The sequence below is a fragment of the Achromobacter xylosoxidans genome (assembly GCF_014490035.1).
Taxonomy (GTDB): domain Bacteria; phylum Pseudomonadota; class Gammaproteobacteria; order Burkholderiales; family Burkholderiaceae_B; genus Achromobacter; species Achromobacter bronchisepticus_A.
The window spans coordinates 4,775,634-4,798,416 of record NZ_CP061008.1 but is presented as its reverse complement, the minus strand read 5'-3'; the positions used below and the strand labels follow the sequence as shown (position 1 = coordinate 4,798,416).

The 22,783-nt window shown below is 66.7% G+C and carries 22 protein-coding genes; 18 read left to right on the top strand and 4 right to left on the bottom strand.

What is annotated here, in order from left to right; translation table 11 throughout:
• Nucleotides 1-186 precede the first annotated feature (186 nt).
• From IAG39_RS22255 to ppa, 13 genes are all read left to right on the top strand, one after another.
• A complete protein-coding gene (locus IAG39_RS22255; RefSeq protein WP_118933341.1) occupies nt 187-4,170 on the top strand; it encodes a Pls/PosA family non-ribosomal peptide synthetase in 3,984 nt (1,327 codons plus the stop codon).
• A gap of 35 nt (nt 4,171-4,205) precedes the next feature.
• Nucleotides 4,206-4,733: a 4'-phosphopantetheinyl transferase superfamily protein gene (locus IAG39_RS22250; RefSeq protein WP_262422093.1), complete on the top strand. Its 528-nt coding sequence runs from the start codon at nt 4,206-4,208 to the stop codon at nt 4,731-4,733.
• Nucleotides 4,734-4,813: 80 nt separating this feature from the next.
• Entirely contained in the window at nt 4,814-5,416 is a 603-nt protein-coding gene (locus IAG39_RS22245; protein WP_059379336.1) for a DUF2889 domain-containing protein, read from the top strand.
• A 10-nt stretch (nt 5,417-5,426) separates the two neighbouring features.
• Entirely contained in the window at nt 5,427-6,587 is a 1,161-nt protein-coding gene (gene sucC, locus IAG39_RS22240) for an ADP-forming succinate--CoA ligase subunit beta (protein ID WP_059379204.1), read from the top strand.
• Between the two features lie 22 nt (nt 6,588-6,609).
• Nucleotides 6,610-7,491 carry a succinate--CoA ligase subunit alpha gene (gene sucD / locus IAG39_RS22235; RefSeq protein WP_013392545.1) on the top strand — a complete coding sequence of 294 codons (882 nt, stop codon included), beginning with the start codon at nt 6,610-6,612 and terminating at the stop codon, nt 7,489-7,491.
• A 354-nt stretch (nt 7,492-7,845) separates the two neighbouring features.
• A complete protein-coding gene (locus IAG39_RS22230; RefSeq protein WP_118933340.1) occupies nt 7,846-8,544 on the top strand; it encodes a TerC family protein in 699 nt (232 codons plus the stop codon).
• A gap of 111 nt (nt 8,545-8,655) precedes the next feature.
• Complete coding sequence (locus IAG39_RS22225; RefSeq protein WP_059379201.1) at nt 8,656-9,375, top strand: TerC family protein; 720 nt, start codon at nt 8,656-8,658, stop codon at nt 9,373-9,375.
• Nucleotides 9,362-9,484 carry a hypothetical protein gene (locus IAG39_RS31670; RefSeq protein WP_042792647.1) on the top strand — a complete coding sequence of 41 codons (123 nt, stop codon included), beginning with the start codon at nt 9,362-9,364 and terminating at the stop codon, nt 9,482-9,484. Before IAG39_RS22225 ends, IAG39_RS31670 begins: the two co-directional genes overlap by 14 nt.
• 9 nt (nt 9,485-9,493) lie before the next feature.
• Nucleotides 9,494-10,441, top strand: coding sequence for a hydroxymethylbilane synthase (gene hemC / locus IAG39_RS22220; protein ID WP_118933339.1), 948 nt, complete (start codon nt 9,494-9,496; stop codon nt 10,439-10,441).
• Nucleotides 10,441-11,259, top strand: a complete 819-nt coding sequence (locus IAG39_RS22215; RefSeq protein WP_118933338.1) for a uroporphyrinogen-III synthase — start codon at nt 10,441-10,443, stop codon at nt 11,257-11,259. Before hemC ends, IAG39_RS22215 begins: the two co-directional genes overlap by 1 nt.
• 37 nt (nt 11,260-11,296) lie before the next feature.
• On the top strand, nt 11,297-12,490 hold the full coding sequence (locus IAG39_RS22210; protein ID WP_059379198.1) for a uroporphyrinogen-III C-methyltransferase: 1,194 nt from the start codon (nt 11,297-11,299) through the stop codon (nt 12,488-12,490).
• Between the two features lie 5 nt (nt 12,491-12,495).
• On the top strand, nt 12,496-14,121 hold the full coding sequence (locus IAG39_RS22205) for a heme biosynthesis HemY N-terminal domain-containing protein (protein WP_118934941.1): 1,626 nt from the start codon (nt 12,496-12,498) through the stop codon (nt 14,119-14,121).
• 32 nt (nt 14,122-14,153) lie between these two features.
• Nucleotides 14,154-14,684, top strand: coding sequence for an inorganic diphosphatase (ppa, locus tag IAG39_RS22200; protein ID WP_013392552.1), 531 nt, complete (start codon nt 14,154-14,156; stop codon nt 14,682-14,684).
• Nucleotides 14,685-14,782: 98 nt separating this feature from the next.
• Here ppa and IAG39_RS22195 read toward each other — a convergent pair whose 3' ends face one another.
• From IAG39_RS22195 to IAG39_RS22180, 4 genes are all read right to left on the bottom strand, one after another.
• Nucleotides 14,783-15,601, bottom strand: a complete 819-nt coding sequence (locus IAG39_RS22195) for an IclR family transcriptional regulator (RefSeq protein ID WP_118934939.1) — start codon at nt 15,599-15,601, stop codon at nt 14,783-14,785.
• Nucleotides 15,602-15,616: 15 nt separating this feature from the next.
• Nucleotides 15,617-16,381, bottom strand: a complete 765-nt coding sequence (locus IAG39_RS22190; protein WP_223283513.1) for an SDR family NAD(P)-dependent oxidoreductase — start codon at nt 16,379-16,381, stop codon at nt 15,617-15,619.
• Nucleotides 16,378-17,589: an ABC transporter substrate-binding protein gene (locus IAG39_RS22185; protein ID WP_059379190.1), complete on the bottom strand. Its 1,212-nt coding sequence runs from the start codon at nt 17,587-17,589 to the stop codon at nt 16,378-16,380. Before IAG39_RS22185 ends, IAG39_RS22190 begins: the two co-directional genes overlap by 4 nt.
• A gap of 68 nt (nt 17,590-17,657) precedes the next feature.
• Nucleotides 17,658-18,056, bottom strand: coding sequence for a cupin domain-containing protein (locus IAG39_RS22180; RefSeq protein WP_054451069.1), 399 nt, complete (start codon nt 18,054-18,056; stop codon nt 17,658-17,660).
• 173 nt (nt 18,057-18,229) lie between these two features.
• On the opposite strand from IAG39_RS22180, the gene IAG39_RS22175 reads away from it, so the two are divergent.
• Genes IAG39_RS22175 through IAG39_RS22155 form a run of 5 tightly spaced genes read left to right on the top strand, consistent with a single transcriptional unit; the run spans nt 18,230 to nt 22,668 of the window.
• Nucleotides 18,230-19,009: an SDR family NAD(P)-dependent oxidoreductase gene (locus tag IAG39_RS22175; RefSeq protein WP_059379187.1), complete on the top strand. Its 780-nt coding sequence runs from the start codon at nt 18,230-18,232 to the stop codon at nt 19,007-19,009.
• Between the two features lie 10 nt (nt 19,010-19,019).
• Nucleotides 19,020-19,781 (top strand): ABC transporter ATP-binding protein, encoded by a 762-nt coding sequence (locus IAG39_RS22170; RefSeq protein ID WP_054451071.1) that lies wholly within the window; start codon nt 19,020-19,022, stop codon nt 19,779-19,781.
• 1 nt (nt 19,782) lies between these two features.
• A complete protein-coding gene (locus tag IAG39_RS22165; RefSeq protein ID WP_118934937.1) occupies nt 19,783-20,475 on the top strand; it encodes an ABC transporter ATP-binding protein in 693 nt (230 codons plus the stop codon).
• Between the two features lie 13 nt (nt 20,476-20,488).
• Nucleotides 20,489-22,366: an ABC transporter permease gene (locus IAG39_RS22160; protein ID WP_059379186.1), complete on the top strand. Its 1,878-nt coding sequence runs from the start codon at nt 20,489-20,491 to the stop codon at nt 22,364-22,366.
• Entirely contained in the window at nt 22,366-22,668 is a 303-nt protein-coding gene (locus IAG39_RS22155) for a Dabb family protein (RefSeq protein ID WP_059379184.1), read from the top strand. The genes IAG39_RS22160 and IAG39_RS22155 overlap by 1 nt, the downstream gene beginning before the upstream one ends.
• Nucleotides 22,669-22,783 lie beyond the last annotated feature (115 nt).

Genomic DNA, 22,783 nt, shown 5'->3' with positions numbered 1-22,783 from the left:
CGCCAGCCCTGATCCGCGCATGCCGCGCGCGGATCAGGGCTTTTTCTTTGCGGCCGCAAGATCCCGGTGATGGCTGCAAGCCACAGCTGGGGCGTGGCGCCGATTTTTTTTTCAATCTTGCTTGAACGAATTTCCGCGGCGTGGGTCAATACGCAAAAATCCCATTGCTGGATCCTTGCCGTTCCTATGATTCTCCAAGGCCCCTGTCGGCCCGACCTGCTGCTCGCAGAGACGCTGCCCGACATTCTGGAAGCCACGATCCGCCGGCATCCCGCCGCCGTCGCCATTCATTGGCTGGATCACACTCTCACCTACGACATACTCGGCCAACGCGCCGATCTGGCCGCGCATCATCTGATCGAGGCTGGCGTGCGGCCCGGCGATATCGTGGGCCTGTGCCTGCCGCGCGGCGCCGACCTGCTGGTGATGCAGGCGGCCATCGCCAAGGCGGGCGCGGCCTGGCTGCCGTTTGAATCCGACACGCCGGCGGACCGCATGCTGGTCTGCCTGCAGGATGCGGGCGCTCGCGGACTGGTCGCGGGCGCCGAGGTCCGGCTGGACGGCATGGTCACCTGGACCACCTGGGCGCTGTCGGAGCCGGTCGAGGGCGCTTTGCGCAGGCGGGAAGGGCTGCTGCCCGAGCATCCCGCCTACGTCATCTACACCTCGGGCTCCACCGGCAAGCCCAAGGGCGTGCCCATCAATCACGCCAGTATCTGCCACTTCCTGCGCAGCGAAAACGCGGTGCTGGGCGTGCGCCACGAAGACAAGGTCTACCAGGGTTTCTCGGTCGCCTTCGACATGTCGTTCGAAGAGATCTGGATCAGCTATCTGGTCGGCGCGTCGCTGTGGGTGGCCCCCAAGATGCTGACCACGGACCCGGAAGGCCTGCCGGACGCGCTGGTGCGGGAAGGCATTACCGTGCTGCACGCGGTGCCGACCTTGCTGGCGCTGTTCGCGCGCGACGTACCCGGTTTGCGCATCGTCAACCTGGGCGGCGAGGTCTGCCCGGACTTCCTGGTGCCGCGCTGGGCCACGCCCGGGCGGCGCCTGTTCAATACCTACGGCCCCACCGAGACCACGGTGTCCGCCAGCCTGGCCGAACTCCTGCCCGGGGAGCCCGTGACCATAGGCACGCCGCTGCCCAACTACGGCATGCTGGTGCGCGGCGAGGACGGCGCGGTGCTGCCGCAAGGGCAGGTGGGCGAGCTGTGCATCACCGGTCCCGGCGTGGCCGGCGGCTATCTGGGCCGGCCCGAGCTGACGGCCGAGAAGTTCCTGGCCAATCCGCGCCCGGCTGGCGATTACGACACCCGCATGTACCGCAGCGGCGACCTGGCGCGCATCGATGAACACGGGCAGATCCATTGCCTGGGCCGCAGCGACGATCAGGTCAAGGTGCGGGGTTTCCGGGTCGAACTCGGGGAAATCGAAGCCGCGCTTTACCGCCTGCCGGGCGTGGGCGCCGCCGCCGTGGTGCTGCGCGATCTCGCGGGCATCGAGCAACTGGTGGCCTTCCTCAAGCCCGAGGGCGAGGAGCGGCTGGACCCGCACGCGATGCGCGCCGCGCTGGGCGCGGACCTGCCCGCCTACATGATTCCGGCGCGCTTCGAGCTGGTGGCCGACGTTCCCCGGCTGACCTCGGGCAAGATCGACCGCAAGGCGCTGAAGGCGCGCGAACTGGAGGCCGTGTCCGAGCCCAGCGGCGAAGACGACGTGCCCGTCACGGCGGGCGAGCAGGCCTTGTTCGACGCCTTGCGTCCGCTGTTCCCAGGGCAGCCGCTGCGGCTGGCCAGCGACTTCTTCCGCGATCTGGGCGGCCACTCGCTGCTGGCCGCGCGTCTGGTGTCGTCGCTGCGCAAGCATCCGCATTTTTCCGCGCTGACCATGCACGAGCTTTACCAGCACCCTGTGCTGGGGACGCTTGCGGCCCGGCTGGACGCGCTGGCCTTGGCCGAAAATGCCGCGGCCCAACCGGCGGGCGTCGCTGGGACTGGCGCCGATCCGGCGCCCGCGCCTGAGTGGCGCCGCTGGACTTGCGGCCTGGCGCAGTTGGCGGCCTTACCGCTGCTGATCGGCGTACGCATGCTGATCTGGCTGACGCCGTTCTTCACTTACCACTACTTTACGGGTGACGAGGGCGACTCCGTCTTGCGCGCGGTGGCCCTGTCCATCGCCAGCTACCTGGCCTGCAATCTGTTGAGCTTCGGCGTGGCCGTGGCCTGCAAGTGGGGAATTCTAGGGCGGCTCAAGCCCGGCAGTTATCCGATGTACGGCTGGCTGTTCTACCGCTGGTGGCTGGTGGACCGGGTGATGGACATTCCGCCCGCGCATCTGCTTGCCGGATCTCCGCTGCAGGTCTGGTATCTGCGGGCGCTGGGAGCGCGCGTCGGCCGCGATGCGGCCATCAGCCGAGTCTCCGTGCGCGCGCCCGACCTGCTGTCGGTGGGCAACGGCGTGAGCATCGGCGCGGCGGTCAACCTGGAGAATTTCTCGGTGCGCGGCGGCGAGTGGACGGTTGCGCCGATCACGCTGGCGGATAATGCCTACATCGGTTCCTATTCGGTGCTGCAAGGCGACGTGGCGATGGGCGAGGGCGCGCGGCTGGACGGGCTGTCTTCGCTGGCGCAGGGGGACCGCGTGCCTGCGGGCCAGATCTGGAGCGGGGCGCCTGCGCGCCACGATCCGCAGGCCCGCGCTCCCGAATTGCCGCCGCGGCCGCAGCGCCAGGGCATCTGGAGCCGGCTCGACTGCATGGCCTATGCGGCCGGCGGTACGCTGATCGCCGCGCTGTTCTTCATGCCGGTGTTCCCGAGCTTCGTGCTGATCGACTGGATCGACGCGCGCTGGCTGGACCTGATGGGCGCGCGCGTACCCTGGCCGCAAGCCTTCCTGAGCTATCTGCTGCTGGCTTTGCCTGCCAGCGCCTTGCTGCTGATGCTGACGGTGCTGGTATCGGCGCTGCTGCGTTGGACGCTGTTGCCCCGTCTGGCCAGCGGCCGCTGGCCGGTGTATGGCCAGATCTACCTGCGGCGCTGGTTGACCAACCAGATCCAGGAATCGAGCCTCAGCGTGCTGCACGGTCTGTACGCTTCGATCTACGCGGGCAACTGGTACCGCCTGCTGGGCGCGAAGGTCGGGCGCGGCACGGAGATTTCCACCGCCATGGGCGTGGTGCCCGACATGCTGACCCTGGGCCGCGACAGCTTCATCGCCGACGGCGTGATGCTGGGCGACGAGGAAATCGACGGCGGCTGGATGACCATGCGGCCCACCGTCATCGGCAACCGCAGTTTCGTTGGCAACGGCGCCTACGTGCCGGACGGCTCGGTGCTGCCCGATGACGTGCTGATCGGCGTGCAGAGCCGCGCGCCGGCCAACGCCCGCATGGCCAGCGGCCAGACCTGGCTGGGCAATCCGCCGCTGGCGCTGCCGGCGCGCGAGCAGACGGCGGGCTTTCCCGCGCACCTGACGTTCCGGCCCAGCCTGGGCCGCAAAGTGCTGCGGGGCGGTGTCGAGGGCATGCGGATGATCCTGCCGCTGGCCGTGGTGATCGCGGTGGGCTATCTGACCGTGATGAAGGTCATCCCCATGGCCGCGCGCGAAGGCTTCGTCGCCGCGTTCGACGAGCTGATGCTGGCCGGCGTGCTGTATGGCGTGGGCGCCTTCCTGTTCCTGGTGGCGCTGAAATGGGTGCTGATCGGCCGCTACAAGCCGCGCGCCGAGCCCATGTGGACGCCGTTCGTCTGGAAGAGCGAAGCGGTCACCAGCCTGTATGAGTCCATCGCCGTCCCGAACTTCTTCAACTTCCTGCGGGCCACGCCCTGGCTGCCGCTGGCCTTGCGCTGCATGGGCGCCCGCATCGGCAAGCGCGTCTTCATGGATACCACCGACATCACCGAATACGACTGCGTGTCGATCGGCGACGACGCGGTGCTGCACGCCTGGTCCGGGCCGCAGACCCATCTGTTCGAAGACCGCGTGATGAAAATCGGCATGGTCCGCATCGGCGATGCCGTCAACGTCGGGCCCCGCAGCACCATCCTGTACGACACCCGGGTCGAAGCGGGGGCGCGCCTGGGGCCGCTGACGCTGGTGCTCAAGGGCGAGGCCATTCCGGCGGGCCAGGCCTGGATCGGCAGTCCCGCCACGCCTTGGACGCAGCGGTGACCGGACCGCTGAGGCTGACAGGGGAGGGCGCCCCGGTGGAATTGTGGCTGCTGCATCTGCCAGCGTCCCGGCCAAGGCAGCGCCAGGCCGCCCGGGATTGGCTGGCCGCGGAACTGGCGCGGCGCGACCCGCTAGCCGCGCCCGGTTGGACCGAAACGCCCAAGGGGCCGAGGATGCCCGCGGGCGCGCGCTGGAACAGTTCCTTCTCTTACTATGGCCCCTATATCCTCTGCGGCCTGTCCCGGCTGGGCCTGCCGGGCGTGGATCTGACCGGCGCGCAGTCGTGGACGGGCGATGCGGACGTTATCAGCCTCTATTGCGGTCCACGGGCTGCCGCCGAGCTGGCCGCCAGTCGGCCGGCGGCGCGGGCGGACGCCTTCGCGCGCGCCTGGAGCGCGCTGGAGGCGCGCCTGAAAGCCTGCCGGCGGGGACTGGAGGAATACTCCCCGGAGCGAGAGCGCCATCTGGCCGCCGCCCGCATCACCTGCCAGCTGCAGCACCAGGGCCTGTGGGTGGCCGCCGCGCTCTGCGGCGGCGCGTCAGGCGCCAGTCAGGAGGCTTGATCGCAGGCCGCCTGCGCTATACTTTGAAGGTTTTGTTGCCGCGCACCATGCGCAGGCATCTCGCCCCGCAGGCCCCCAGCATGCCCTTGCCACCGCCGGACTATCCTCGCCAACCATTGCACACGCGTTCCATACGCGTGCAGTCGTATGCGCGCGAAGACGGGCTCTGGGACCTGGAAGCCGAGCTGATCGACGTCAAGGCGTACGATTTCCCCAAGCGCGACGGCGAGATGTTCAAGGCCGGACAACCCATCCACCACATGCATCTGCGCATCACCATCGACGAGAATTTCGCGATCGTGGCGGCGCAGGCCGTCTATGACGCCGCTCCCTACGGCGAGCATTGCATGGCCATCGAACCGGCTTACACTGATCTGATCGGCATGAACCTGCTCAAAGGGTTCCGCCGGCAGGTCAAGGAGCGGTTCGGGCACGTGGAGGGCTGTACGCACATGACCGAGCTGTCGCAGGTGCTGCCCACCGCGGCAGTCCAGACCATGGCCAACCGCCGGCGGCAGGAAAACAACCCGAACCGGCGTCCATTCCAACTGGACGGCTGCCACGCGCTAAGCACCCGCGGCCCGGTGGTGGCTGAGCACTATCCCAAGTGGTACACCGGGGGTAGCGCTGAGGCATCGGCCGATTCGTCCTCCGATTCACCTTCTTTTTCTCATACGTCCTGACAGGTAACACATGAAAATCCACGAGTATCAAGGCAAGGAACTGCTGAAGCAATTTGGCGTCCCCGTGCCGCGCGGGATTCCCGCTCTTTCCGTCGACGAGGCCGTGGCTGCCGCTGAAAAGCTGGGTGGACCGGTGTGGGTCGTCAAGGCACAAATTCACGCGGGCGGCCGCGGCAAGGGCGGCGGCGTGAAGCTGGCGCGCTCGCTGGACGACGTCCGCAAGCTGGCCTCGGAAATCCTGGGCATGCAGCTGGTCACGCACCAGACCGGCCCGGAAGGCCAGAAGGTCCGCCGCCTGTACATCGAAGACGGCGCCGACATCCAGAAGGAATACTACGTGTCGCTGGTCACCGACCGCGCCACCCAGAAGGTTGCCTTCATCGCTTCCAGCGAAGGCGGCATGGACATCGAGGAAGTGGCCCACTCCACTCCCGAGAAGATCATCACCGAATACATCGACCCGCTGACCGGCCTGTCGGCCGAGCAAGCCACCAAGATCGCCAACGCGATCGGCCTGCCCGCTGACTCCACCGCCCAGGCCGTGGACGTGTTCCAGAAGCTCTACAAGTGCTACATGGACACCGACGCCTCCCTGGTCGAAATCAACCCGCTGAACCGCGACAGCAAGGGCAACATCATCGCCCTGGACGCCAAGTTCAACTTCGATCCCAACGCCCTGTTCCGCCACCCGGAAATCGTCGCCTACCGCGACCTGGACGAAGAAGATCCGGCTGAAATCGAAGCCAGCAAGTTCGACCTGGCCTACATCCAGCTCGACGGCAACATCGGCTGCCTGGTGAACGGCGCCGGCCTGGCCATGGCCACCATGGACACCATCAAGCTGTTCGGCGGCGAGCCGGCCAACTTCCTGGACGTCGGCGGCGGCGCCACCGCCGAGAAGGTCACGGAAGCCTTCAAGATCATGCTCAAGAACAAGAGCGTGAAGGCCATCCTGGTCAACATCTTCGGCGGCATCATGCGCTGCGACGTCATCGCCGAAGGCGTGATCGCTGCTTGCAAGGCCGTCAACCTGAACGTGCCGCTGGTCGTCCGCATGAAGGGCACCAACGAAGAACTCGGCAAGAAGATGCTGGCCGACTCCGGTCTGCCGATCATCAGCGCCGACACGATGGCTGAAGCCGCCACCCGCGTCGTAGCCGCCGTCAAGTAAAGAAAAATCCAAGGATTCACAAATGTCGATTCTGATCAACAAGGACACCAAGGTCATCACCCAGGGCATCACGGGCAAGACGGGCCAGTTCCACACCCGCATGTGCCGTGAGTACGCCAATGGCAAGGCCGCTTTCGTGGCCGGCGTGAACCCCAAGAAGGCGGGTGAAGACTTCGAAGGCGTGCCGATCTTCGCTTCGGTGAAGGACGCCAAGGCTGACACCGGCGCCACCGTGTCCGTCATCTACGTGCCGCCCGCGGGCGCCGCTGCCGCCATCTGGGAAGCCGTCGAGGCCGAACTGGATCTGGTGATCTGCATCACCGAAGGCATCCCGGTCCGCGACATGCTGGAAGTCAAGAACCGCATGAAGGCCAAGGGCAGCAAGACCCTGTTGCTGGGCCCGAACTGCCCGGGTCTGATCACCCCCGACGAAATCAAGATCGGCATCATGCCCGGTCACATCCACCGCAAGGGCCGCATCGGCATCGTCAGCCGTTCGGGCACCCTGACGTACGAAGCCGTGGCGCAAGTCACCGAGCTGGGCCTGGGTCAATCCAGCGCCGTCGGCATCGGTGGCGATCCCATCAACGGCCTGAAGCACGTCGACGTGCTGAAGATGTTCAATGACGATCCCGACACCGACGCCGTCATCATGATCGGCGAAATCGGCGGCCCGGACGAAGTCAACGCTGCCGAGTGGGCCAAGGACAACATGAAGAAGCCGGTCGTCGGCTTCATCGCTGGTGTCACCGCTCCTCCCGGAAAGCGCATGGGCCACGCCGGCGCGCTGATCTCCGGCGGCGCCGACACTGCCGACGCCAAGCTGGAAGTCATGGAAGCCTGCGGCATCCGCACCACGCGCAACCCGTCCGAAATGGGCAAGCTGCTCAAGTCGGTGCTGTAAAAAGCGCCTGGCCGCTCGTCTGGACGCTGCTTGCGTCCGGCGTGCGGCCTGCTGGCGGAAGTCCCGCTCCCGGCGTCAAACCCCTGGCTCCCGGCGGCTGGCATCCGCCAACCCAAGCCCGCTATGGCGGGCTTTTTTTCGTTTTTTTTCCGCAATCCTAGGGAAATCCCGCGTCCATGGCGCGGCCTGGCAAACATACGGAAAGCTGAACGAAACTATAATGAAAGAAATTCCACGCGTACCAAGCAAGAATGCCGCCGGGCTCGCACCAAGGCGGTCAGTACGATTTTTTTATCTTTTTTTCACCCATTCATTTGGTTCGTCCTAGGGGGATCACACCTAGGAAAGAGAGGCATGGAACTCAGTTCAGCGGCATTCTGGATAGCGTTGCTCCAGATCATTTGGGTCAACATTCTGCTATCGGGCGACAACGCCGTGGTTATTGCGCTGGCGGCGCGTTCGCTGCCTCCGGCCCAACAGAAAAAAGCGATCGTGGTCGGCTCCGCCGCGGCGATCATCATGCGTATCGTGCTGACGCTGGTAGCGGCCAAGCTGCTCCTGCTGCCGTGGCTCAAGCTGATCGGCGCGCTGCTCCTGGTCTACATCGGCGTGACGCTGCTGTTGCCCGAAGGCGAGGAAGATGGCGGCGGCAAGACGCAAGGCAATCTGCTGACCGCAATCCGCACTATCATGATTGCCGACCTGGTCATGAGCCTGGACAACGTGGTGGCCGTTGCCGCCGCCGCCATGGGCGACACGACCTTGCTGGTGTTGGGCCTGGCCATCAGTATTCCGCTGGTCATCTTCGGCAGCACGCTGCTCCTGAAGGTCATCGAGCGCTTCCCGGTCATCGTCTGGGTGGGCGCGGCGCTCCTGGGTTTCATTGCTGGCGAACTGCTGGTGGGCGATCCGGCCCTGGAAGAACCCGTGGCGCGCATCGATGCGGCCCTGGGAATCACGCAGCATAGCTTTGCGTTGATGACGGGCGTGCTGGGCGCGGTGCTGGTGCTGGCTATCGGTAAAGTTTTGCTGATGCGCCAGAAAGCTGACTGAAAGCTGAATTATACTAATAAGTTGTACTGAATAAGCTCGCCGCGCCATGCGCGGCGAGCCTTGCCGGACCGGGACCGGCCACTCTTTTCATAATGCCTTCGGGGGTTCATAGTGCTTGAGTTTTTCCAGACGCTGAGTTGGACAGCGGTATTCCAGATCATCCTCATCGACATCCTGCTCGGCGGCGACAACGCCGTCGTGATCGCGCTGGCTTGCCGCAATCTGGCGCCCAAGCAGCGCATGCAAGGCATTCTGTGGGGTACCGCGGGCGCCATCATCCTGCGCGTGGTCCTGATCGCCTTCGCCCTGACGCTGTTGTCGATTCCCTTCCTGAAGGTCGTGGGCGGCCTGCTGCTGGTCTGGATCGGCGTCAAGCTGCTGATTCCCGAGGATGATGCCCATGGCAACATCAAGGGCGGCACATCCATCGCCGCCGCGATCAAGACCATCATCATCGCCGACTTCGTGATGAGCCTGGACAACGTGATCGCCATCGCCGGCGCCGCCCAGAACGCCCACGCCGACCATCAGATCGGCCTGGTCGCCTTCGGCCTGATCGTCAGCGTGCCCATCATCATCTGGGGCAGCACCCTGGTGCTCAAGCTCATCGACCGCTATCCGCTGGTGGTTACGCTGGGCGCGGCACTGCTGGGCTGGATCGCCGGCGGCATGCTGATCACCGACGTGGTTGTCGAACGTCAATTCGGCGTACAGCCCACTGCGGTTAAAATCGGCGCAGAAATCATTGGCGCCTTGCTCGTTGTTGTCCTTGGACGGTGGCTGGCAAGCCGCAAAACCGCTTCCAAGGAATCAGCACATGAGTCTGCGTAGATCCACCGATCCCCAGCAATCCGAATCGGGCCTGAGCCTCCTTCAGGGCCTTTTCGTGCTGGCCATCCTCGGGGTGGTCGCGACGGTCATCGTCTCCAATTTTGTTTGATGCCGTCTCGTGTCTCTACCGCAACGCCTGGTCATCGCGACCCGCGCCAGCCGGCTTGCCCTGTGGCAAGCCGAGCATGTGCGCGACCGGCTGCGCACGCTGTACCCGGCGTGCGCGGTTGAGCTGCTCACCCTGACGACCCGAGGCGATCAGATCCTCGACCGCACGCTCTCCAAGGTGGGCGGCAAGGGTCTCTTCGTCAAGGAACTCGAAAACGCGCTGCTCGACGGGCGCGCCGATCTGGCCGTGCACTCCTTGAAGGACGTGCCGGTCGATCTGCAAGCCCCGTTCGAGCTTTGCGCCGTCCTCGATCGCGCGGATCCGCGCGATGCCTTCGTCTCCAATACCCATGACTCGCTGGCCGACTTGCCGGCGGGCGCCGTCGTGGGCACGTCCAGCCTGCGCCGCGAATCGCAGATCCGCGCGCGCTATCCCGAGCTGGTGGTCAAGCCTTTGCGCGGCAATCTCGACACCCGCCTGGGCAAGCTCGACAAAGGCGAATACGACGCCATCGTGCTGGCTGCGGCTGGCCTGGAGCGTCTGGGTCTGGGGTCGCGCATCCGCAGCCTGCTCGAACCGGAAGACAGCCTGCCTGCCGCCGGGCAGGGCGCCCTGGGCATCGAGATCCGCGACGACCGCGACGACATGCGCGCCTGGCTGGCCCCCTTGATCAGCGCCGGCACCACCTCCTGTGTGGTGGCTGAGCGCGCGGTGTCCCGCAAGTTGGGCGGATCTTGCCAGGTGCCCCTGGCGGCGTATGCCGAGATCGCCGGCGGCACTTTGTCGCTGCGCGCGCTGGTGGCGTCGCCCGACGGCGTGCGCATGGTCCATGCGGCCCGCAGCGGCCCGGTGGCCGAGGCCCAGGCGATCGGCGAGGCCGCGGCGCAGGCGCTGCTGGACGCGGGCGCGCAGGACATCCTGCGCGAACTGCTGCAAGACCCGCCCAGAGTCGACTGATGGCCATGGCGTCCGCTGCCGCCGAACCGCCGCGGGTCGCCATCCTGACGCGGCCCGAAGGTCGCAACGAGGCGCTGGCCGACCGCCTGGCCGGCGCCGGCTGGACGTCCTGCATTCTTCCCGCCCTGGAAATCCTGGCCTTGCCCGCCGCCGCGGGCGGGCCGCCGCGCCCTGCCGACTTCGACATGGTCGTGTTCGTCAGCGGCAACGCGGCCAAGTTGTACTTGGAACAGTGGGCACAGGCCGACGGGGCGGCTCCCTGGCCGGCTGGCGTCATCGCCGCAACGGTCGGGCCGGCCAGTGCCCAGGCCTTGCGCCTATCCCCCTGTTTTGGCGTGAATACAACAGTTTTGCATCCCCCCGAAAGCGCGCCCAGTCACGACTCCGAGGCGCTCTGGGAGGTTTTGCAGGGGCTGCCGCAAATGCCCGCCCGCGTGCTGCTGGTGCGCGGCACGCAGGGCAGGGACTGGCTGGGCGACAAGCTCGAGGCGCAAGGCGCTGCCGTGACGCGCCATGCCGCCTATCTGCGGCGCCCCGCGAGCTGGGGAGCGGACCAGGTCGCCAGCCTGCGGCGCTGGGCTGACGCGGGTATTCCAGCCACCTGGCTGATCACCAGCGGCGAGGGCGCTGAGGCCCTGCGGGCCGGCCTGGACGCGGCCGGGCTGGCGGACTGGTGGGCGCGGTGCCGCTTCGTACTGACGCATCCCTCCTTGGAACGCCGTCTGCCACAGGCCTGTCATGAAGGCGGGGCGCGGCCGATGGTAAAAATCTGCTTGCCCAACGACGAGTCGATATTCCAGGCTTTTGTTGCTGCTTGATTCGTTGCATCGGACTGACACCGAATACAATCGCGTCATGACAGACAAGACTCCCGCTACCGATCCGGTCGTTCCGACGGCCGCCCCGGGTGCAAGCGCGCCCGCATCGGCCCCGGCCGATTCCGTCAAGGCCCGTCCGGCCAAGCGCGGCAGTGGCCCGTTGGTCCCCGCCCTCATCATCCTCATCCTGCTGGCAGCCGGCCTGGGTTACGCCCTCTGGATGCAGCGCACCCAGTTCGTGTCCGCCGGCCGCGAAGTCGCCACGCGCCTTGAAACGCTGACCGCCGACCTGGCGCAGGCCCGCAAGGACACCCGCGAGGCCCTGGCCCTGGCGCAAGCCCAGGCCGGCCGTGTCGGTGAACTCGAAGACACCGTGCGCGAAACGCAAAGCCAGTACAGCGCCCTGCAACTGGCCTGGCAGAACTTCAACGACAGCGCCAGCGACGAACTGCTCGCCAACGACGTCGAACGCCTGCTGACCATCGCCAACCAGCAACTGCGCCTGGCGGGCAATGTCTCCAATGCGATCGTGGCGTTGGAAACGGCGCAATCGCGCCTGGCGCGCGCCGACCGCCCGCGTTTCTCCAGCCTGCAGCAATCCATCAACGGCGACCTGGACCGCCTGCGCGCCGTGTCCACCGTGGATATCCCCGCCCTGTCGGCCCGCATCGACCGCCTGGTGGCGCTGATTGGCAAGGCGCCCCTGCTGGTGCCGGACGCCGCGGCCCCGGGCGTGGCGCCCGCCGGCGAAAGCGCTCCGGCTGCCGCGCCGGCCCCCGCGGTCGATCCGCTGGCCGGCCTGCCGGCCGACGCGCCCTGGTGGCAGCGCTGGCGCGCCGAAATGGCCTCCTGGCCCGGCCGCGCCGGCTCCGCGCTGGCGCATGAACTGGGCGGCCTGATCACGATCCAGCGCGTGGACGAGCCCGCTGCCTTGCTGCTGTCGCCCGAACAGGCCGACCAGGTGCGCGGCACGCTGCGCCAGCGCCTGCTGACCGCGCAACTGGCCATGCTGATGCGCCAGCCCGCCGTCTGGAAGAGCGAACTCGACAACGTCGGCGTCACGCTCGCCAAGTATTTCGACGGCCGTTCCCCCGACACCGTCGCGGCCCAGACCCTGGCGCGCGAACTGGCGCAGACCGACATTGCCGTGCGCATGCCGGAAGTGGCCGACAGCCTCAACGCCGTGGCCGCGCTGCGCGCCGCAGGCTTCAAGACCAGCGGACAGGACTGAGGCTTATGCGTACCTGGTTCTGGACTCTGCTGCTCGCCGTCATCGCCGTCGCCTTGGCGGTGGTGCTGCGTTCGCACTCCGGCAACGTGCTGTTGCTGGTCTGGCCGTGGCGCATCAGCATGTCGCTGACGCTGGCGGTCCTGCTGATCGTCGCGGCCTTCATCGTGCTGTACGTGGGCCTGCGCCTGCTGGCATGGCTGCTGGCCATTCCCGACCGCGTGCGGGCCTGGCGCGGCAAGCGCGCCCAGGCGCGCGACCACGAACTGCTGGAACGCGGCTGGATCGGCCTGCTGGAAGGGCGCTACACCACCGCCGAAAAAGATCTGACCAAGCTGCTGGACCAGACCAAGGTCCAGACGCGCCGTGTGCTGGCGGCCTTGTCCGCCGCCCGCGCCACGCATGGCCTGGGCGAGTTCGACCGCCGCGACCGCCTGCTGGCGATCGCGCAGGAACAAGCCGGCACGGACGCCGGTCTGATCGAAGCCACTGCCACCGTGTCGGCCGACATGCTGCTGGACCAGGGCCGCGCCGAGCGCGCGCTGGCCGTGCTGGAGCCGCTGGCCGACGGCGGCGCGCGCCATCTGCACACCATGCGCCTGCTGCTGCGTGCGCACACCGCCTTGCATCACGACGAACAGGTCTTCACGCTGGCGCGCGGCCTGGTACGTCGCAATGCGCTGGCCCGTTCCGAAGCCGATCAGTTGATCGACGCCTCGGGCGCGGCGCGTTTGCGCGCCGCCGCCGCGGGCGGCAGCGATGCCTGGCGCGCCATCTGGAAGGATCTGAAGGCCGAGGAGCGCCTCCTGCCGGAAATCGCGCTGTCGGGCGCGGCGGCGTTCGAGGCTGCCGGCGAAGCCAGCGAGGCCGCGCGCGTGCTGGAAGCCGCGGTCGCCGTGAAGTTCAATCCGGCCCTGGTGGCCGCCTACGCCCGCTGCGAAGCCGAACAAGTCTCGCGCCGGCTGGCCCGCGCCGAGACCTGGCTGCAACAGCGTCCCACCGATCCGGACCTGCTCACCGCGCTGGGCATGCTGTGCCTGAACGGCCAGCTCTGGGGCCAGGCCGAACGCTATCTGCTGCGCAGCCTCAGCCGCCGCAGCGATGCGCAGACGCATGCGCTGCTGGGCAGCCTGTATGACCGCCTGGACCGTCCCGCCGACGCGGTGCGCCACTGGCGTCTGGCAACGGCGGCCAGCATGGCGCTGCCGGTGCTGGCGGCGGATGCCGCCTTGCCGGCCGCGGATACCGGTTCCGATCCTTATCGCGTGGACGCCGAAGGCGGCTATGCGGTGGGTCTGTCCGACGTCGACAGCGACGACACCGAACTCGGCGGCGATTACCCCGCGTTGCCGCCGGCCGTGGCGGCCTCGGCCTCCGACTACGTGCTGGATCCGGACGCCCGCGTGAACAAAGAACAGCGCGAGCGCGCGCTGGCTCCCGAGGACGCTCCGCTGGCCGGCGGCAGTACCTCCGACATCGACGAGTACTTCGACAGCGCCCCCATCCCGGCGGCGGCTTTCGATGATCCCGTGCCCACGTACGCGCCGGCTACGCCCGCAGGGTCCAAGCCCGCGCCGGCCGCCGCGCCCGTGCCGGCTACCAAGCCGCCGTTCAAGGACGACGGCTCGATTTGAACAATCCTTCAGACACACAACAAGGTTGAATCATGAGTCTTGATCGCGTCTCCCCTGGCAAGAAGCTGCCGGAAGACTTCAACGTCATCATCGAAATCCCCATGAACGCCGACCCGGTGAAGTACGAGGTCGACAAGGACACGGGCGCGATTTTCGTTGACCGCTTCATGCTGACCGCCATGCACTACCCGTGCAACTACGGCTACATCCCGCAAACCCTGTCCGAAGACGGCGACCCCGCCGACGTGCTGGTGCTGACCCCGTTCCCGATCCAGATCGGCGCGGTGGTGCGCTGCCGCGCCATCGGCGTGCTGGAAATGGACGACGAGTCGGGCGGCGACGCCAAGCTGTTGGCCGTGCCGATCGAAAAGCTGTACCCCCCGTACCGCAACATCAAGTCCTACGAAGATCTGCCGGCGGAAGACATCTCCCGCATCCAGCATTTCTTCGAGCACTACAAGGACCTGGAAAAGGGCAAGTGGGTCAAGGTCAAGGGCTGGAAGGGCCTGGACGCCGCGCACGAGGAAATCGTTCGCAGCGCCGAGCGCTACAACAAGGCCTGATCTCAGGTCTGGACCTGGCCGGCGTTTTTTTGCCGCCGGGCCGTCCCAAGGCAAAAACGCCCCCTCGGGGGGCGGCAAGCCGGAGGCGCGGCGTGGGGCTATTTTGACTTGGCTGGGGTCTTGATGCGGCGCGGCCGCGACGGCATGATGCCGATCGCCGCCGCGCCGTTGCTTTGCGGGGCCTGCAGATTGCGCGACACCTGCGCGGCCGCGATCTGGATGCGCGCCTGCAGTACCTTCAGCCGCTCGGCCGAGGTGCGCGCTTCCGCGGCGATGAATACCAGGCTGCCCACGACCTTCTGTTCGGCGCTGAAGATGGCCGAGCCTATGCCTATCAACCCCGGGTCGACCTCGCCATGCGACACGTACACCCCGGCCGCGCGCAGGCGCTTGAGGTTGGCGCGGAACTCGTCCCAGTCCTCTCCCAGCCCGGCCTCGCGGATTTCCGCGGCGTGCCACAGCATCAGGTTGCGCAGCTGATACGGCGGCAGGTTGGCCAGGATGGGCTTGGCGGTGGCGCCATGGAACATGGTGTAGGGACGGCCGCGCGCATAGCTCGATTCGATGGAATCGTCGGTCCAGTAGCGGTCCACGCACATGACCTTGTCGCCGTAGTAGTTGCACAGCATCAGGTTGGCGTGCAGCTCGTCGCCGGTGGCGCGCATGACGTCACGCGCCGCGCGCATCAGCGGATCGTGCTGGCGCAGGTGGCGGTCCAGCTCGATGATGCGCGAACCCAGCACATAGGCGCCGCCCGAGGTCGGCGCCAGCAGCCCGCTTTCGGTCAGCGACTTGAGGTAGCGGTAAGCCGTGGCGCGCGAGCAGTCCAGATGCGCCATGACGTCTTCCTGGAACGCGGCGGTGGTGTCGTCGCGAAAGAGGTCGAGGATGGACAACATGCGGTCTGGAGTGCTCATTGCGGGAGGGCGCGCCTAGTGAATGTGGAAGCCGCCATTGACGTCGACCACGATGCCGGTTGAGTAGGAGGACAGGTCCGAGGCCAGGAAAAGTATGGCCTGGGCGACTTCGGCGGGCGAGCCGAAGCGCTGCAGCGGAATGCCCTGTTTGAGTTCTTGTTCCCAATTTTCGCCGAATTTTCCCAGCGTCATGTCCGTTTCGATGATGCCGGGCGCCACGCAATTGGCACGCACCCCGCGCGGCCCCAGCTCGCGGGCCAGCGCCTTGGTGAAACTGATGACGCCGCCTTTGGACGCCGCATAGTGCGAACCGCCCAGGAGACCGCCGCCGCGCAGGGCGGCGGTGGAACCCAGGTTGACGATGGCCGGGCGCCGCGGGCTTTGCAGCAATTCGGGCAGCGCCGCATGCGTGACGTTGTAGGTGCCGGTCAGGTTCACTTCCACCATGCGGCGGAACTCGTCCTCGGGCAAATCCCAGATGCGCGTGGCCGCGACGATGCCGGCGTTGTTGACCAGCACGTCGATGCCGCCGAGCGCTTCCCGGGCGCGCGCGACCGCCGCCTCGCAGGAGGCCGAGCGGGACACGTCGCAGTGCAGGTCGATGCGGCCCGCGGCCAGTGCCGCGTTGGCCCCCTCCGGATAAGCCTGGTCCAGCACCGCGACCGTGGCGCCCTGGGCGATGAAGAGCTCGACGATGGCGGCGCCTATGCCACGGGGGTTGGCGCCCCCCGTGACAATGGCGCGCTTGCCGGTCAGCAGTCCAAGCGCGCCGTCCATCATGATTTCACCAGCGGGCAGGCGCCGTCCTTGAGCGGACGGAAGGCCTGTTCGGCCGGAATCTTGCGCACCAGGTTGTAGTAGTCCCAGTCGCGCTTGGATTCCGAGGGCTTCTTGACCTGGAACAGGTAGAGGTCGCGCATGATGCGGCCGTCCTCGCGGATGCGGCCGTTCTCGGTCATGAAGTCGTTGATGGGCGTCTCATGCATCTTCTTCAGCACCGGTTCGGAAGCGTCCGTGCCTGCGGCCTTGACGGCATTCAGATAGTGCATGGTGGCGCTGTAGTTGCTGGCCTGGACCATGGACGGCATGCGGCCGGTGCGCTTGAAGTAGCGCTCGGACCATTGCCGCGACTTGTCGTCCAGGTCCCAGTAGAAGGGTTCCACCAGGTTCAGGCCCTGCGCGTATTCCAGTCCCACGCTGCGCACGTCCACGATGCTCATGAAGAGGGCGGCCACGCGCTGCTTGCTGCCCATGATGCCGAATTCGAACGCCTGCTTGATGCTGTTGATGGTGTCGCCGCTGCCGTTGGCCAGGCCGATCACCTGGGCCTTCGACGCCTGCGCCTGCAACAGGAACGAGGAGAAGTCCGCGCTGGCGATGGGGTGGCGCACGCTGCCCACGACTTGGCCGCCCTTGGCCTTGACCACTGCCATGGCATCGCGTTCCAGCGAATGTCCGAAGGCGTAGTCGGACGTGATGAAGTACCAGCTCTTGCCGCCGTCTTCCATGACGCCGTTGGCCACGCCGGTGGCGTAGGCGTAGGTGTCGTAGGTCCAGTGCATGCCGTTGGGCGAGCAGGCCTTGCCGGTCAGGTCGGCGGAGCCTGCGCTGGTGAAGATGACCACGCGCTTCATCTGGCGAGTCAGGTCCTGCACCGCCAGCGCGATGGCGGAGTTGGGCACGTCCAGGATCAGGTCCACCTTGTCGTTCTCGTACCAGCGGCGCGCGGTCGCCACGCCGATGTCGACCTTGTTCTGGTGGTCGGCCGAGATCACTTCGATGGGCTTGCCCAGCACGGTGCCGCCGAAATCCTCGACGGCCATCTTCACGGCTTCCACGCCGAACTTGCCGGACAGGTCGGCCATCATGCCGGACTGGTCGCCCAGCACGCCGATCTTCACGACGTCATCGGACACCTGGGCCTGGGCGGATACGGACAGGGCGCCCAGCACGCACGCGGCCAGGCTGTTCTTCAAACGGGTCTTCATGGGTATGTCTCCTCGGGGGCTAGTTTCTGTGCGCGCCATCCTGTGCCGGACGGTCGCGCCGGGGCCGCTTACTCCAGCGTCTGGCCGGCGTAGGCGTCGATGAACATATTGGGTTTCAGGAAGAAGCTCAGCACCAGGGCGCCGTTGGGCGCGCGCGCCACGTGCCGGTTGCCGCGAGGGCGCCACACGTAGTCGCCGGCGCAGACCTCGCCTTCGGCGTCGACGATCGAGCCTTCCAGCACGAAGGTCTGTTCGACTTCCACGTGCTCATGCAGCGGCAGCTCGGTGCCGGGCTGCCAGCGGAACAGGGCCGTCAGCAAGCCGGTCTCCTTGTCCTGCATCAGCACCTTCATGTCTATGCCTTCCACTTGCGTCGGTTTCCATGGCAGATCGGCAACCTTGAGGAAGCGTGAAGCCAGGGGCGGCAAGGCGTTGGCTGCGGGGCAGCCGGGAGTTTCCAGGGCCATGATGTCTCCTACCAGAACTCTTTATGAGAGATAAAGAAAAAATCTTGTTATTGAGTGTTTAAAAATAGTCGCGTATATTGAGATTTATGTCAATCATGTTTTCGCCGGACGGAAGCATGCAGCGACACAGCCGGGCCAAGAAATCCGGCATATATAAAACCAAGGAGACAAGCTTGAAACACGACTATCTGGACCGCACGTTCGGTCTGGCGGGGCGCGTCGCGCTGGTGACGGGCGCGGCAAGGGGACTGGGCTACGCCATCGCGCGGGCATTGGGGCAGGCAGGCGCCCAGGTGGTAATCAACGATCTGTCCGGCGAAGCCTGCGCCGCCGCCTGCGAGCGCCTGGCGGCCGAAGGCATCAAGGCCCATGGGGCGCCTTTCGACGTCGCCGACGAACAAGCCGTGGCCGATGCCGTCGCGCAACTGGAGAGCGCCGGGCTGGAAATTGATGTGCTGGTCAGCAATGCCGGCAACCAGAACCGCAAGCCCGTGGTGGAGATGAGTTCCGCCGAATGGCAGGCCTTGCAGAACGTGCACGTCAACGGCGCCTTCCACTGCGCGCGGGCCGTGCTGCCCGGCATGGGCAAGCGCGGCTTCGGCCGCATCGTGCTGATGTCGTCCGTGGCGGGGCAGGCCACCATGCCCAATATCGCCGCCTACGCCACCGCCAAGGGCGCCATCGCTGCCTTCACCCGCGCGCTGGCGGTCGAATACGGCGCCAGCGGCATCACCTGCAATGCGCTGGCGCCCGGCTTCGTGCGCACCGATTTCACGCAGGGGCTGCAGGACAATCCGCAGTTCCAGTCCTTCCTGGCCACGGCGGTGCCGACTGGCCGCTGGGCCGCGCCGGAAGATATCGCGCCTGCCGTGGTCTACCTGGCCTCGCCGGGCGCTTCGTTCGTCAACGGACACGTCCTGGCGATCGACGGCGGCCTGCTGGCCCGCATGTAGGAGCGCGCCCATGAACACCCCAGCGGTCCTGTCCGCGCAGGGATTGGTCAAGCGGTTCGGCGGCTTCAATGCCGTCGACGGCGTGTCCTTGTCCCTGCGCGAAGGCTCCATCCATGCCTTGATCGGCCCCAATGGCGCAGGCAAAACCACCTGCTTCAACTTGCTGACCAAGTTCCTCACGCCCGACGCGGGCGTCATCCATTACCGCGGCCGCGACATCACGGCGCTGGCGCCCGAGCAGATCGCGCGCCTGGGCATCGTCCGCTCGTTCCAGATATCCGCCGTGTTCCTGGGCCTGACGGCGCTGCAGAACATGCGCGTGGCGCTGATGCGCCAGCACGGCGACGGCTGGCGCTTCTGGCGCAGCCGCAGCAGCATCGACCGCCTGAACGGCCGCGCCATGGAACTGCTGGACGCGGTCGGCCTCTCCGGCCTGGCGCATACCACGGCGGCGCTGCTGCCTTACGGCCGCAAGCGCGCGCTGGAAATCGCGATGACCCTGGCGCTGGAACCGGAAATCATGCTGCTGGACGAGCCCATGGCGGGCCTGGGCCAGGAGGACGTGACCCGTATCGCCGCGCTGATCCGGCGCGCGTCCGCCAACCGCAGCATCCTGATGGTCGAACACAACCTGTCGGTGGTGGCGGATCTGTCCGACACCATCACGGTGCTGGCGCGCGGCGCGGTGCTGGCCGAGGGCGACTACGCCACCGTGTCCAGCGACGAGCGCGTCATCACGGCCTACATGGGCTCCGACGAGGAGGCGCACTGAGATGCTGGTTATCAAGGACCTCAACGCCTGGTACGGCGAATCCCACGTGCTGCACGGCGTGGACATGGAAGTCAGGCGCGGCGAGCTTGTCACCATCCTGGGCCGTAACGGCGCGGGCAAGACGACCACGCTGCGCGCCATCATGGGCATCATGGACAAGCGCCGCGGCTCCATCCGCCTGAGCGGCCAGGAGACCGTGGGCATGGCGGCACACCGCATTCCGCGGTTGGGCGTGGTGTATTGCCCCGAAGAACGGGCCGTGTTCCGCAGCCTGGACGTGACCGAAAACCTGATGCTGCCGCCGCGCCTGGCCGATGGCGGCATGTCGCTGGACGAGATCTACACGCTGTTTCCCAACTTGCGTGAACGCAGCGCCAGTTCCGGCGGCAACCTGTCCGGCGGCGAACAGCAGATGCTGGCGATCGCGCGCATCCTGCGCACCGGCGCCCAGCTCATCCTGCTGGACGAGCCCACCGAAGGCCTGGCGCCCGTCATCGTGCAGCAGATCGGGCATGCCATCCGCACCTTGAAGGAGCGGGGCTTCACCATCGTGCTGGTCGAGCAGAACTTCCGTTTCGCGACCAAGGTGGCCGACCGCCACTACGTCATGGAGCACGGCTGCGTCGTCGACCAGCTGTCGGCAGAAGAAGCGCGCAACGATCCCGAGCGGATCAAGCGCCGCCTGGGCGTCTGAGGGGAGAATCCACGTGTTCGAAATATTCGGCGTGCCGTCCACGGCACTATTCGGCCAGCTCCTGCTCGGCCTGATCAACGGTTCGTTCTACGCGCTGCTGTCGATCGGGCTGGCGGTGATCTTCGGCCTGTTGAACATCATCAACTTCGCCCACGGCGCGCAATACACGGCGGGCGCGTTCCTGGCCTGGATGCTGCTGAACTACCTGGGCGTGAACTACTGGGCCGCCCTGGTGCTGGTGCCGCTCATCATGGCCGTGTTCGCCATCGTGGTCGAGCGCCTGCTGATCTCGCGCACCTACCGCATGGACCACTTGTACGGCCTGCTGCTGACCTTCGGCATCGCGCTGCTGATCGAAGGCGGCCTGCGTCAGGCCTATGGCGTATCGGGGCTGCCTTACACGATACCCAAGGCGCTGTCCGGCGGCGTCAACCTGGGCTTCATGTTCCTGCCCTGGTACCGCGGCTGGGCGGTGGCGGTATCGCTGGTGCTGTGTCTGGCCGTCTGGGTGCTGATCGAGAAGACCCGCGTGGGCGCCATGCTGCGCGCGGCCACCGAGAATCCGACGGTGGTGCGCTCCTTCGGCATCAACGTGCCGCTGCTCATCACGCTGACCTACGCGCTGGGTGTGGCGTTGGCGTCGGTGGCGGGCGTGATCGCCGCGCCGATATACCAGGTCAGTCCGATGATGGGCTCCAACCTGGTGGTGGTGGTGTTCGCGGTGGTGGTGATCGGCGGCATGGGTTCCATCATGGGCGCCATCATCAGCGGCTTCGGCCTGGGCATCATCGAAGGCCTGACCAAGGTGTTCTATCCCGAGGCCGCCAACCTGGCGATCTTCATCATCATGGTGCTGGTGCTGCTGTGCAAGCCCGCGGGCCTGTTCGGCAAGCCCCTGCAGGTGCAGAACGTGCTGGCAGCCGAAGCGACGCGCGAGCCGGTGCAGCTGAGCCGCCGCGGCATGCGCGTGGCAATGGCGGCGCTGGCCGTGGCCGCCCTGGCCGCGCCCTGGTTCATCTATCCGACCTTTCTGATGAAGGTGCTGTGCTTCGCGCTGTTTGCCGCGGCCTTCAACCTGCTGGTGGGCTACGTGGGCCTGCTGTCGTTCGGCCATGCCGCGTTCTTCGGCGCGGCTGCCTACGCGACCGGCATCGTGATGAAGCTGCTGAGCGCCACGCCCGAGCTCGGCCTGCTGGCGGGGGTGCTGACGGGCGGCCTGCTGGGCCTGGCCTTTGGCGCAGTCGCGATCCGGCGCCAGGGCATCTACTTCGCGATGATCACGCTGGCGTTGTCGCAACTGGTCTACTTCATCGCGGTCCAGGCGGGCTTCACCGGCGGCGAGGACGGCCTGCAAAGCGTGCCGCGCGGCAAGCTGTTCGGCATCTTCGATCTTGAAGGCGTGATGCCCATGTATTACTTCACGCTGGCCGTGTTCGCGCTGGGCTACGCCTTCGTGCTGCGCGTGTTGAACTCACCCTTCGGCGAGGTAATCCGCTCGGTGCGCGACAACGAGCAGCGCGCCCGCTCGCTGGGCTACTCCACTTCGCGCTACAAGCTGATGGCGTTCACGCTGTCGGCCTCGGTGGCGGGGCTGGCCGGCGGCCTGAAGGTGCTGGTGTTCGGTGTCGCTTCGCTGACGGACGTGCACTGGCATGCCAACGGCGAAGTAGTGCTGATGGCGCTCCTGGGCGGCATCGGCACGGTGTTCGGGCCGCTGGCCGGCGCCTTCACCTTCGTGTCGCTGCAAAACTACCTGGCGCCGCTGGGCTCCTGGGTGCTCATCGTCCAGGGCGCGATCTTCGTCCTCTGCGTCCTCCTGTTCCGCGACGGCATCATGGGACTGGTCTCGCGGGCCTGGCTGGCGCTTACCCGCAAGAAAAAGGAATCCTGATGTACTTGCATGTCGTAATGCTGCAGCTGTCGGAGGCCGCCGACGGCCGTTTCCATGACCGCGTCCAGGGCTATTGCCAGCGCATCCTGGCCGAGTGCGATGGCGTGGCGGGCTACTCTTTCCGGCCCAACGAGGCCAGCCGCTCGGATGGCCTGACCCATGCCGTGGTGGCGGCTTTCGCGGACAGCCCCGCGCATGACCGCTACCAGGTCTCGCCCGCGCACCAGGAGATGAAGGCCTACATGGCCGGCTTCATCGAGCGCCTGGTGGTGTATGACGGGGAAATTCCTACGTTCAGCTGAATAGCCCGAACCGCGCCCAGCCCCCCGGAAAGGGATAAACTCGCGGATGACTTTTCATCGTCTGGCCGCCCGCAGGGAAGGCCGCCCGCGGTAGCGGGCGCCTCGCGGGGCTGGC